18 protein-coding genes are annotated in these 11,449 nt (G+C 53.5%); 7 read left to right on the top strand and 11 right to left on the bottom strand.

Going from position 1 to position 11,449, the window contains the following annotated elements; genetic code table 11:
• Positions 1 to 322 precede the first annotated feature (322 nt).
• The 6 genes from WKI84_RS12145 (at position 323) to WKI84_RS12120 (ending at position 4,379) form a co-directional block, all read left to right on the top strand.
• Complete coding sequence (locus tag WKI84_RS12145; RefSeq protein WP_337863827.1) at positions 323 to 733, top strand: hypothetical protein; 411 nt, start codon at positions 323 to 325, stop codon at positions 731 to 733.
• Positions 734 to 768: 35 nt separating this feature from the next.
• A complete protein-coding gene (locus WKI84_RS12140) occupies positions 769 to 2,262 on the top strand; it encodes a hypothetical protein (RefSeq protein WP_337863826.1) in 1,494 nt (497 codons plus the stop codon).
• Positions 2,263 to 2,272: 10 nt separating this feature from the next.
• Entirely contained in the window at positions 2,273 to 2,644 is a 372-nt protein-coding gene (locus tag WKI84_RS12135; protein WP_337863825.1) for a hypothetical protein, read from the top strand.
• Positions 2,645 to 2,853: 209 nt separating this feature from the next.
• Complete coding sequence (locus tag WKI84_RS12130; RefSeq protein ID WP_337863824.1) at positions 2,854 to 3,522, top strand: hypothetical protein; 669 nt, start codon at positions 2,854 to 2,856, stop codon at positions 3,520 to 3,522.
• Between the two features lies 1 nt (position 3,523).
• On the top strand, positions 3,524 to 3,805 hold the full coding sequence (locus WKI84_RS12125; RefSeq protein ID WP_337863823.1) for a hypothetical protein: 282 nt from the start codon (positions 3,524 to 3,526) through the stop codon (positions 3,803 to 3,805).
• A gap of 175 nt (positions 3,806 to 3,980) precedes the next feature.
• Positions 3,981 to 4,379, top strand: coding sequence for a hypothetical protein (locus tag WKI84_RS12120; RefSeq protein ID WP_337863822.1), 399 nt, complete (start codon positions 3,981 to 3,983; stop codon positions 4,377 to 4,379).
• A gap of 240 nt (positions 4,380 to 4,619) precedes the next feature.
• Here WKI84_RS12120 and WKI84_RS12115 read toward each other — a convergent pair whose 3' ends face one another.
• From WKI84_RS12115 to endA, 11 genes are all read right to left on the bottom strand, one after another.
• Complete coding sequence (locus WKI84_RS12115; protein ID WP_337863821.1) at positions 4,620 to 5,519, bottom strand: integrase; 900 nt, start codon at positions 5,517 to 5,519, stop codon at positions 4,620 to 4,622.
• A 21-nt stretch (positions 5,520 to 5,540) separates the two neighbouring features.
• A complete protein-coding gene (locus WKI84_RS12110; RefSeq protein WP_337863820.1) occupies positions 5,541 to 5,927 on the bottom strand; it encodes a hypothetical protein in 387 nt (128 codons plus the stop codon).
• Positions 5,928 to 5,929: 2 nt separating this feature from the next.
• Positions 5,930 to 6,187: a hypothetical protein gene (locus WKI84_RS12105; protein WP_337863819.1), complete on the bottom strand. Its 258-nt coding sequence runs from the start codon at positions 6,185 to 6,187 to the stop codon at positions 5,930 to 5,932.
• 743 nt (positions 6,188 to 6,930) lie between these two features.
• Positions 6,931 to 7,206, bottom strand: coding sequence for a hypothetical protein (locus WKI84_RS12100; protein ID WP_337863818.1), 276 nt, complete (start codon positions 7,204 to 7,206; stop codon positions 6,931 to 6,933).
• Between the two features lie 72 nt (positions 7,207 to 7,278).
• Positions 7,279 to 7,680, bottom strand: a complete 402-nt coding sequence (locus WKI84_RS12095; RefSeq protein ID WP_337863817.1) for a hypothetical protein — start codon at positions 7,678 to 7,680, stop codon at positions 7,279 to 7,281.
• A gap of 234 nt (positions 7,681 to 7,914) precedes the next feature.
• Positions 7,915 to 8,091, bottom strand: a complete 177-nt coding sequence (locus tag WKI84_RS12090) for a hypothetical protein (RefSeq protein ID WP_337863816.1) — start codon at positions 8,089 to 8,091, stop codon at positions 7,915 to 7,917.
• A 61-nt stretch (positions 8,092 to 8,152) separates the two neighbouring features.
• Entirely contained in the window at positions 8,153 to 8,770 is a 618-nt protein-coding gene (locus WKI84_RS12085) for an MEDS domain-containing protein (RefSeq protein ID WP_337863815.1), read from the bottom strand.
• A 303-nt stretch (positions 8,771 to 9,073) separates the two neighbouring features.
• Positions 9,074 to 9,223, bottom strand: coding sequence for a hypothetical protein (locus WKI84_RS12080; RefSeq protein ID WP_337863814.1), 150 nt, complete (start codon positions 9,221 to 9,223; stop codon positions 9,074 to 9,076).
• Between the two features lie 50 nt (positions 9,224 to 9,273).
• The gene (locus WKI84_RS12075) at positions 9,274 to 9,693 is read right to left on the bottom strand and encodes a DUF6659 family protein (protein WP_337863813.1); all 420 of its coding nucleotides are present in this window, start codon (positions 9,691 to 9,693) and stop codon (positions 9,274 to 9,276) included.
• Positions 9,694 to 9,757: 64 nt separating this feature from the next.
• Entirely contained in the window at positions 9,758 to 10,033 is a 276-nt protein-coding gene (locus tag WKI84_RS12070; protein ID WP_337863812.1) for a hypothetical protein, read from the bottom strand.
• Entirely contained in the window at positions 9,969 to 10,673 is a 705-nt protein-coding gene (gene endA / locus WKI84_RS12065) for a tRNA-intron lyase (protein ID WP_337863811.1), read from the bottom strand. The genes WKI84_RS12070 and endA overlap by 65 nt, the downstream gene beginning before the upstream one ends.
• 60 nt (positions 10,674 to 10,733) lie before the next feature.
• Here endA and WKI84_RS12060 point away from each other — a divergent pair, with 60 nt between their 5' ends.
• Positions 10,734 to 11,261, top strand: coding sequence for a 50S ribosomal protein L16 (locus tag WKI84_RS12060; RefSeq protein WP_337863810.1), 528 nt, complete (start codon positions 10,734 to 10,736; stop codon positions 11,259 to 11,261).
• The last annotated feature ends 188 nt before the right edge of the window (positions 11,262 to 11,449 follow it).

Here is an 11,449-nt window from a genome sequence, read left to right as displayed (position 1 = left end):
CGCAGGGTACAGCAGAGAAATACGTCATAAAGTATGCTTGCCAGCCAAAGCCAGCGGAGGTAATGCCAGTGTGACGACTGGATGCCAAGAATGCAGTACACAGACTGGCGAACTGCTGGAGGGGCTCTGCCAAGTATGCTGGGTAACAAAGAAGTCAACCGCAGAGACGAAAGAGAGGTCACATCCATTGAACACCATGAGCAGGGAGATGTACCGCTAGAGCCATGCAATACCATTCGCTGCCAATAAAAGGGGATTACAATAATTGAACGGACACAAGCAAAGCGAATACGATCTCATTGCTTGGAGGCGTGCTCAGACCATGGAGCTCTATGCCACCGGCAAGTCGATGACAGCCATAGCAGCAATCCTGAAGGTTGATGTGTCAACAATTAGTAGAGATATAGCTCATCTACGAGAAGAGGCCAAAGCCAAGCACGACGCCTATATCGACAACCTGCCATTCGAGCATCAGAAATCCATAGCCAGCATAGACAGGGCCCATAGCGAACTGTGGGCGCTCTACGAAAAGGAAACAGACACCAGGCAAAAGAAGGCCCTGCTGGACAGCATAGGGGAGATAATCATCAAACGCCAGGTATTGCTAGGCGACCCCCAGCAGATAGACAGGGCGCTCAAGCTGGTAGCCAGCCTAAAGCGCAGGGTGAAGGAAAGCGACAACTTGTCGGAATCTGAGGGGCAGCAGAAGGAAGCGGAGGCTACAGCTAGTTAATGCCGTCAGCCCTCGGCCGCAACCTGGACGCAGTAATGGCTAACCTCGACCTATCTCAGCAGATACCCCTCCCTGCCAACATCCCTACAGAGCCAGAAGCGTTCTACAGGGACTTTGGGCCCCTCAGACATCCAGCGACCAGAAAGCCCGTCCTGCAGCTGGCCCCCTACCAGTACGACACTTGGCGAAAGTTCCTAAAGCACAGGCGATTACTGGAGGTCAAAAGCCATCGTGTAGGCGAATCCTCAAAATGGATGCTGGTAGACTTTCACCTAGCAGTACTGCCATCTTCTAATCCCCTATCCACCAGAGGCTATGATACCATGCTTCTAGGTCCGACAAAGCAGCAGGCTATCGAGATTCTAAGAGACTTTAGGCGCAGGGTACTTGAAAGTAGGAAATACAGCCCCTTTATCATGGACCGCCCGGAAGAGATAGACCTCCTTAACGATTCAATATCATCGGGGGCCGTCCTTCGGGATGAAAAAAGCAAGACGGCAGCCCTGTATATCAAGAACCCAGAATCACCCCTCAGGCCATCCAGAATCATAGCACTGGGGGCAGACAATCCGGGACTTCTCGAAGGCTGGCCCAACTTTAAGCACATTCATGTGACGGACATCACCGCGGCAAGGCGGGATTACAAAGAAGCGTTAGAAATTGCCCTTACCAGAATCGCAAACACAGACGGGACAGCCGTCATAGAGACAATTCCAGGCAAGCCCTATGGTCAGGTGTACGAATGGGCCCAGCGGTACAGAGGCATCCCAGAATCCGAGCTCAAGAAAGGAGACTTTTGCTATGTAGAGGTGACAGCAGAACAAGCTGTAGCAGCCGGGGTCATGCCAGGAGACTTTCTGGAGGGGGAGAGGCGCAGGCTTACCACGGCAGACTTTAACGGACTCTATGGGGCATCATTCACCAGTACAACGGGCAACGTCTTTAGCTCTCAGGCCATAGAGAGAGCTATCGAGCTGGGCAAGAAATACAATCCTGAAGAAATCCACCATTCCGCAGAAAAGAGCCAGGGGATAGACGAAGGCTTTGGCTCTAGCATGTTTGGCGTTGTTGTCGTGCAGAAGGTGGACGGGCTCCTGGTAGTCACTCTTGCCGAAGAGTACGAGCGGCCAGACATCAACAAAATGGCATACGAGGCCAGCCAGCGCATAAAGACGTGGCCTATAGAGACGACGCAATGCGATGCAGCACAACCAGCCTTCATCAAGCTCTTGAAAACCAAGGTAGGGGAGAACCCAGACTATGCCAGCATCCCGAAAGAAAAGCACCGGTTCATGCGGGTAAAGCCTATCACGTTTGGTACAGAACATAGGGAGATGCTGGGAAACACAGCCCTATTGGTAGAGAAAGGCTGGGTAGCCATACATCCCAACTTTGCCAAGCTGATAACGGCCCTTAGAACGGCGGTTGCCGAAGACTATTCGCTGGACAAAGAGGCGACACTACACAACGATGTCCTGGATGCGTTTAGGCTTGCATTGCGCCCATACGCGATAAAGGGGAGAGGTTGACAGTCAGAAAATGACAATAGATTTCGCAAAAAAGGCAATACAAGAACGCAACAGAAGGAAGGTAAACGTGGTTTTCATCCAGTCCGGGGATGACGGCCAGTCTGAAAAAGTCATGTGTCAGATATGCAGGGTGTACATGCGTTTCGTAAGAGGCAACACGTGGATGTGCACCAGCTGCGGGGATGAAAAGTCACAGGAGGAAGACAACGACGCCGCCGGGCTGGAAAACACGTTCAAGAGCTCGCCCGCGATAGTCAGCTCCAAGAACAGAAAGCAGCGTGACAGGTCAGACTTTCCGGCAGGGTCACACATCACCCAGGATGTCGAGATTCTACCGACCGGAGAGCGTACAGAGAGGATTCTAGACGACCACGACATCTAGCCTCCTCTTCTTCCTTCCCTCTTCTTCTTTACTTGTAACAACTCGAAAGAACTTGTAGCGTTTTGACACCTTGCTAAATAGTCCTGTCTTCATTTTTCATCCATGAATACTACGAAATTCCATAACGGAGAGACGTCATAGATATGTCGCAGCCACCCAACGTTAGCTTTAGCACAAAAACCATAGGAAATTCAAAAACCCACTGGCAATTGACGGCAGAAAACATCCTGGACCTGTACAAGCAACACCCTCACGGCCATTTCATACACGCCTGGTATGAGCAAGCCTGCGAAGTGCTGGGAAAGGCTGAAGCAGACAGGACCATGATAGAAAACAGTGGGTGGATAGAGCTGCGCATGGATGCAAACTTTTTGCGCGTTGCCACCATCGCAAAGAAGGGCGGCAAGGCCCTACAAACAAGAATCAAGAACATCTACCGTGTGCGCGGACCAGAAAACAAGGAATACATCTTTTGGAGCGGGCAAGTATATACCGAGAACAAGCACGGCGAGGTATTCGAGACAAGCATCAGCAAGGTAGGCTACGGCGAGATTCCCAAATTCAAGACGACATACGACCGTGAAGAGGAAGAATGGAAGCCGTCTATGATCATACAAAGTACAACGCCAGTTTACACCATCCCCTTCAATGAAAAAGAGATAGCGAGACTGGAAAAATCGTTCTACGATAAGGGCCAAGAGCATACCTCGTTCTACTTTGTTGACCACCGCAACAACAAGAAGCACACGATATCAGAGCATGACTGGCGCACCAAGGCGAGGGGAGAGATAATCAAAGAGATAGATGGAGAGAGGACAAGCCCCCAGGATACCCTGAAGGAACTTACCGAGACCATCAAGAAAGCGGTAGAAAAGTAGGATGGCCGCCAAAGACAGCCCTGAAAGGGGTATCCCATTTCTTTACAGGGTCAAGCCAAAGCGAGGCAAAGAGTACATACGGATTAACAGCAGCGGCGAACACCTGCCATGGACTACTGAAGTAGTCGCCAAGCTGGAGCCGCACTTTATGGATCCCACAAAGTTTTATGCAGTCGACGAAACACGCGGGCGGAAGTACGGCTGTCCAAGAGAATGGTGGATTTCTCTACCTTTTGAACAGCTGGTCAAGTCATGCAAGTATGGGAGGGCAGTGGAGGTATGAGGCAAGCCAAGTTCAAGCGTGTAGGCAAGCTGGTAATCTGCAGCAAGTGCTCCCATGTATGGAGATACCGCGGCAAGCGCAGGTCAGGCTGGATTACATGTCCTAACGCCATCTGTGCATCTTCGATAAGGCTGGAGGATTCGCGACTGCCAACGGCAGAGGGTGGAAAGAACCGATGACAGTTACCTGGCATTCGTACACGCTATGCCCGGGACTGATAGCCCAGTCTGTAGAATGGGAGAAACAAGAAGAAAAGCCCACAGAAGCAGCTAATGGCATCCCCCTAGCATCCGATCATGTCGCACTGAAAACTTGGCCAGAAGAATGGAATCCTACTATTGAGGCAATGATGGAAGCCGTCAAACTGGCAGAAAAGGAGGAGCGCGAGAAAGACCCTACAGGGAATTGGATTCTCACCTTAGAATGGCATGCGGAGAACTTGATAAAAACAGGGTTTTTCGATAAGTCACCTGCCATGGAGCTAGTCCAAGTGTCGGAAGGGACTAACGACCTGATGCACTGTCTGCACATAGCGTTGTTCCTTTCGGGGCTCCACGACATTTCTTGGAGATAATTGGAGATGGGGCAGCGCCTAGTCTATGAATTGCTACAGGAGCTGGGAGGCAAAGCCACGCAGAGGGAGATTAGGGAACTGGCTAGGTGCGTGTGATGAACATGGCAAGCCTCTTACAGGGTATAGTAGCCAACTCAGCCTGACCCCGTCATCTTCCTTTGTGGGTACCTGACCGTTAGACTACTAAGAAATCAGAAAATTAATGAGTTTGGCAGCGGGTTCTTGCGATACAGTATCGTGTTAGTTGATTGTAGAAGCAAGGGACACCAACACTTTTCTTATCCTCTCGACATCCTTCTCAAAGTCAGGTCTAAAGTAATGTCGGGCAAACACCGTCTTTGGTATCCGTCCCTGCAGCAGGTCGATGAGCTCCGACTCTACGCCATTCATTCGCAGGTAGGTGGAGAATATCTTGCGGCAGTACTTCATCTGGGTAGTCATGCCTCTTTCTTCAAGGGCCATCCGGATAGCGGTGTAACTGTAGTTTCCGGCCTTTCTGGCAATATCCAAAACGTCCTCGCTGACTATACTTATGTAAGCCTTCTTTGTACGCCTGAGAAACAGCTCAGGATAACGATAATGCTCCAAGATTAAAGCATCTTTCTTCAGGTAATTGTCAACCTCTGTTTTAATGAGCCTGATGCTGTCGATGCCTTCTTTTGCCCTTAACCCAGTCAACGTGGTATAAACTAGAATTCGCCCGTAACCATCGGGGAGCTTTCGACATGCTTCCTTAACCCAGTCAACCATGGCAGAGTATCCGTGACCGTTGTTCACTATCTCCTGAAAGACATCAAAGCTGTCCTGCTGGGACCATTTCAACTGATATCGCTCCTTTATGCCCTTCCAATGGTCGTAACAACCCATGTACTTGGAGAGCGCAGCCATGGACTTCATTACGTGCTTGCGAATGTCCGGAGATTGCTGCAGCACCTCCTGAACCCCTTCCCCTGCCAGGACAAAGTAATACCGCTTGGCATACCTCAATGTGTCATCTGCAACCTTATCGCTCTGTATGGTGAGCAGGTATTTCTTGAATCCATCCCAAAAATCGTCATGCGTAGGCGGGGATTTGAAACTGGGAGGCTCCCCAATGACTCTCAAGGCGGAGATCCCGGGTTCAAATCCCGGCCGGAGCACTTGTACTCCTCATCATCATCGTCACCCAAACCTGCCCAGGATCTCCCTCACCTGCTCTATGACCCGCTCCTGCAATGGCCGCTGCCCGACGAGTGAAAACGCAAGTGTGCCGTGGACGGTCTTGAACACCCACACCCTCCGCTCCCGGTAGTTCAGGACGAGGTATTCCAGCTCGCCAAACACGTCCGACTGGCTGTCTGCTATTGCAGCCACCACCTCCACCTGAAAGAGCATCCTCATTATCTTCTCTTCAGGAGGGGTCGCAAGCCCCGGCCGGGTGTACGCTGCCACAAGCTTGCCCTGCCGCATGAGCGCGACTGCGTTGACGCCATCTATCGACGTGCCGATCAGCTGGCATAGCAGGCTGGAGCTTGGCACGGTCACCCGTGCGCCTTCGTCTGCCCCCACAGCTAGCCCTCCGCCAGCCTCTTGGAAATAAACTCTATCACAAGAGCGCCGGCCTTGTCCCCAAACATCTCTTTGAGCGGCCCCTCCAGTTCGGCAAGCGAGATGCCGCCACCACCACCGCTACCGCTGCTGGCTCCGTCGCTGCGTATGACTATGCCGCGGCCTTCCAGGGCGTCGATCACTTGGGGCGTGCCCCTGCCAAAGATCAGCTCCAGGTAGTGGGCCAGCTGTGCGGTCGAGACGGAGGAGACGTCTACCACACCTTTGTTGCGCAGGGCTTGGATTTAAGAATGCTTTTCGCTTTTATTCTGAATATGCATATGCACGCGTACGCGCATATGGTGTTGGTAGCTGGCCGGATCGGACGTGTGTGCCCCGACGACCCGGCCGCCAGCCAACCCCCTTTTTCTTGGTCAGGCGGTGCGAAAGCGTGGCGCCTCCAGGCAAGCCACAACCAACCCCTGTAACCGTACGGTCGGAGCTCTACGAGTGGCGTCGTATTAAAAATTTGGCGTGGAGCATTCCGGGGAAAACAGCTGCTGCCCGGGCCAATGAAAAAACAACAGTACAAACAAGTCGGCCGGCAGGACAAGTCCCACAAGCCCTGCCGGCGACCTCGGCACCAACGGCCGCCGAAATGGCACAGCCTGCAGGGCAGCCACGTATGTATATACACCCTGCAGGCCAGACGGCCATTGATGACCACATCCAGCAACCCCTTCCTTTATCGCATTGCAGGACTGGCGCCGCCGTTACACCTCAGAACTATTAAAGAGTTGGCGGAATCTTGTCCGGAAGATTTCTACAATATGCTGTTGTTATTGCAGGTAGGCCACCCGTCTGGCCGCCATGCAAAGCCAAAGCGTAGCCGGATTTGTCGTTGTTGTGGGGTAATGAAGGAAGGCTCCGCCCTCTCTCTATGGTGGCCTACCGCACCCTGATCTTGCCCCTGCCCCTTTTTACCGATTATGAACGCTGTTTCAGAAGGGAGGCTCTATTACAATCATCTGGGCCGGCGCAGCTGATCGTTCCGGACCTCGGCGTTTTCCGCGTCTATTATCTTTTCAAGCTGCTCCTTGAGGTCCTCGATGTAGCCTTCCAGGTACGGCGCCGCATAGATGATCCTCGTGTACCTGGCCTCGTGCGAGGTGGTCTTTAGGAAGGACGCGTGGCCGGATATCTTGGCTGCATACTCGGTGCCCTCCTCGTTCGTCCAAATCTCTAGAATCTGGATCATCTTTTTGTCTATCTGCCTGCCTGCAATACCCTTGCCATGCAAACTATATCTGGCTCTGTCCCACCGCGCCGCTTGAAACTGGCTGGCATGCCCAAAATAACGCACAGGGCAGGATCAGATAGAGTCGACTGCGCCCTTTTTCGGAAAAGAACCTGACTCCCTATCGACCATCTTTTTCACCTGCGCCGCAATGCCTGCCAGGTCGTAAGGCTGGACAAGGCCGGCAAGCACCGTGGCGTCGTCGCCGACCGGAAAGAACACGCCGTCTATCGACTCGTGGTGCACCAGCACGTACCCCAGCTCGCCGAACAGCCGCTCGTTGCTTTTCGTTATCTCCATCACCGACTTGGTCTGCATGGCCAGCCTGTCGGCGTCCTCCTTTTTGAGCGCAGGCACGTTCAGCTTTATGTGCGAGCCGGCTATCCTGCCCCCCGATATGACGAACGCGGCCACTATAGAGTCGCTGGAGCCTGCCAGGTCTGCGCAAAATTTGTCATAGCCTGCGCCTGTCGCCATGTATGGTCTTGCCGGCTATAGTGGGCGCCGCGCAGATTAAAAACCTTGACTGAAAACATCAGAGATCAGAGAGCCATCATCGCCTGATAGTTACGGCTCTGGCAGCCCTCTCCGAGGCGTTAAAACTCCGCTGCCTTTCCTGTCCTCCCCTCTCCCCCGCTCTCTTTCTTTATTGAAATCAAAAATAGGTGAGGACAGGGTCAGCCAAAAAAAAAGCTGCCGGCCTTTTTATTCTCACTTTTTCCTGCTGCCGGCGCCCCTCTTTCGCTTTTGCTTGTTCACAGTCGCGTAGCCGATTCTCTTGGCAGTCTTGGCAGACTTGCCCCTCTTCCTTTCAGAATCAGCGATGTGTTTTGCTTGCCGGTCCTCTTTTGCAGTAAACCTGCTGCCGGATCTTCCCTGTTGCGGCATATATATCATGTAATATTCATTTTTCAAAATTAAAGACTATTCATCAGCTCGGGTTGCAGGCTCAATAGAGCTTGACATACCTGTAGTGGTGATCTATTAGGGCCTGCCTCTCCTCGCCTGACAGCCTTTCAAAATCCTCCTGGTGGTACAGGCAAAAAGACCGGAGCTTCATCTTGTCCCACACGGAAGGCAGCGACAGCTCGTAGGACATCAGGCCCTCAAGCCTGTCGTCGCCCATCATAAAGAAAGAACCCATGTCGGCCATGCCGACCATGCCAGCTTTGCAAAGTCTGTCCACCCGCTCAAACAGCAGCATGTTGATCAGCGCCATGACTGCGTACACGCCATCTGCGGACTGGTAGCCCTTGACGCCGTCGTAAATGACGAGCGAGCCTTCATTTTCGTACCTTGCAACGTCCAGGCCGCACCTGCCAAGAACCTGCCGGATCTTGCTTTGCGGCTGGTAGGTGTTGACAAAGAGGGCAAGCTCGTTCCTGTCGTCGAGGGCCTCCTTGTAATGCGCAGCCATTACTTCGTTGAGCGTTTCAATGTCGGGATAGATCAGGATATTGTGCTCGCCGTGCTCTGTCTGCCGCAGCTGCTCCAGGATGGCTTTTGAACTGCCGCGTAGAGGCTCGCCGCGATTTATCTTGGCGCGTCCTTGCTCATCGCTCTGCAAACCTGCGACAGAATGAAATTACTCAGGACATCCTTATTTGGTTTGTCGTAGATTGTAACGCAGATCCGGTCCTGTTACGCAAGGATGGTCTTGCTTGTACTTTTGTGGTAGTAGCTTTGACCTTTGCGTCCAAAGTTTTAGGCACGCAAGACTCGGCAGTCCGGTATGTTCTCTTCATTTGTCTGCCCTTGCGCACGCATACCCATGCGTACGAGCGAGTGCGCCCGGGCATATAATAGGGGGACTGTACACTTCGTCATCATCCTGCAGCCTGGCAAGATTATTGCGCAGGGGGTACAAAACCTATTCGATGACGTGCACGCTGTGGAAGCTGGACTTGCACTTGGGGCAGTGCGCATGCACGCTCATGCACTCTATGCAAAAGTCGGCTGCAGACAGGAACTCGGACTCGTCGCCACGGTAAAAGCAATGTTCGCAAAAACGCTTGGCCAACCGTACGTGAGAGGTGGCTGTCACGCATTTAACCTTTTAGAGGAGTACTATTAAACGTTCTTCCGGCTCCCGTTCCCTTTTCTCTTTGGCTTGCTGCCGCCGCTACTGACATCTTTCTTTTTCTTCAAGAACGCCAGCACCTTGTTGCGGAGCTTTTCGGTCCTGGCCCTGGGCGACGCCGAGACGCACAGTATGCTGTCCTTGCCGAGAGGAAAGGTCAGCAGAGTCACCCTGTCGTGCTCTGTCACGCTGTAGCGGAACTCGCCCAGGCTGCCAGAGAACTGGCGCAGCGTCATCACGTTTGACAGCGACTGGACGTACATCTGCTGCTCGGCAGTGCCGTTGAGCAGGGGCCGGATGCCCTTCTGGAACCCGCCCTCGATTACCTCGCCGTTACCGTTGACAATCCCGGCAAAACGGATGTTCCTGTCAAGTTTGATGACCTTCTCGCACAGGCCCGCACCTTGCATGGGACGTTAAAGCCGGCAGGGCTATAAATCGTTTTTAGTTGGTCGCAGCCACACAGCCAGCCGGTCAGCCCTTCTCAGGGACGAGCCGGGTTCCCACGTCGTGGCCCTCCCTGATGTGCGACGAGTAGTGGATGTGGACGAGCTCGTTAATGTCTGCGTCTGTAAAGTATTTTGTCGAATAGCGCGCAAGCACGCGCTTGCAGTCAGAGCAGTACACCTCTTTGAACCTGCCTTCCACGCTTGTTTTCTCCCTCCCCCCTCCCTCCTTTTTTGGGTCACTCGCCGCTGCCGCTGCTGCCGCTGTCGTTTTTGCCGTTATCGCCGCTGCCGCCGCCACCAAAAGCTATCCTTATGTCGTGCCTGTTCTGTGCAAAGCGCATCTTGGACGCCTTGTAGTATATGACCTCGCCCCGCCGCTCGATGACTGCGACCACGGCCTCCTTGCCCATCTTTTCTATCTGCTCTATCGCGCCGGCAAACCCTTTCGCAGTCACGTTTGCGCCCTCGCTGACCCCAAACACCACGTACCTGGCAGGCTTGCTCTCGTACTCGCCCCGCTCGTAGACCCTAAAGTCGTCTCCAAACCCAAACCCCTCCTTTGCCACGTACCCCCTGCTTCTGAGGTCTCGGTATACAAGGAACTTGGTCATCAGGTTCCTGTCGTGCCGGGCAAGAAGGTCAAAGAGCGAGTCAAAGGTCATCTGGCCCCTGCCAGCTATTGCGAGCCGGCCGGCGTGCATGAGGTAGAGGGCCTCGTACGGCTTGAGGACATAGTCGCGGCCCTCCCTCTCGCCAAAGCCCTTGGTCCGCAGCTCGTCCTGCGACCGCACCTCGTCCACCACTAGCAGCCTGCCGCCGGCGGCAAGCCTGGCCCCGATGACAGGGACGGCCTCTGCCGCTGCTGTTGCTGCTGTTGTTGCCGCTTGATGACCAGAAGGCAGAGAAGACGGCGGCGACGGCGGCGACGAGGAGGAGGACATAACGATTAAATCACAGCAGACTTCCACATTTAAGCATTCAAATTTAGTAGTGCATAGAGAATGAAGGGAGTTAATTACCGCGAGACGCGTGGAATGCCTTACGTAAGGCGCGAATACATAGCCGGCAAGCCCCAGTTAAAGATAGCAAGGTTCTCGTCGGGCCAGGCCAGCAGCAATTACGATTACAAGCTCGAACTGATAGTGACAGAGAAGCTCCAGATACGCCACAACGCGCTAGAGGCGGCCAGGCTTGCCGCAAACAAGCGCATGGCGACCGTGGGCGAGATGTCGTTCTTCTCGATGCTCAGGGTCTACCCGCACGTCATACTGCGGGAGAACAAGATGATCGCAACTGCAGGTGCGGACCGTCTGCAAGAGGGCATGCGCCGCGCGTTCGGCAAGGCTACAGGGCTGGCGGCGAGGGTCAAGCCCGGCCAGGTGATATTTGAAGCCTACGTGACTGCGGCAAACCTGAACCTTGCAAAAGAGGGGTTCAAGGTAGCTTCAAGCAAGCTCGGCTGCCCGACAGAGGTCAGGGTGACCGCGCTAAAGCCGCAGGTCAAAAAGACGGACGACGACGAAGAATAGAAAAATTCTTCCCACTCTTTTCTATAATATTATGGATATGCAAGGACATTCTCGTAGGCGCAACCACGATGAGAAGCCGGTTACCTTAATTTGGACAGCCTGCTGGCAACAGGCAACGAGTAACGCCCGTCATCATCATTAGTCATTATTGCCTGTTGCGCTGCCGCTTGCAACCTTTTTTGCGCTGC

The organism is Nitrososphaera sp., assembly GCF_037447015.1.
Lineage (GTDB): Archaea > Thermoproteota > Nitrososphaeria > Nitrososphaerales > Nitrososphaeraceae > Nitrososphaera.
This window is presented reverse-complemented; position numbering and strand designations above follow the sequence as displayed.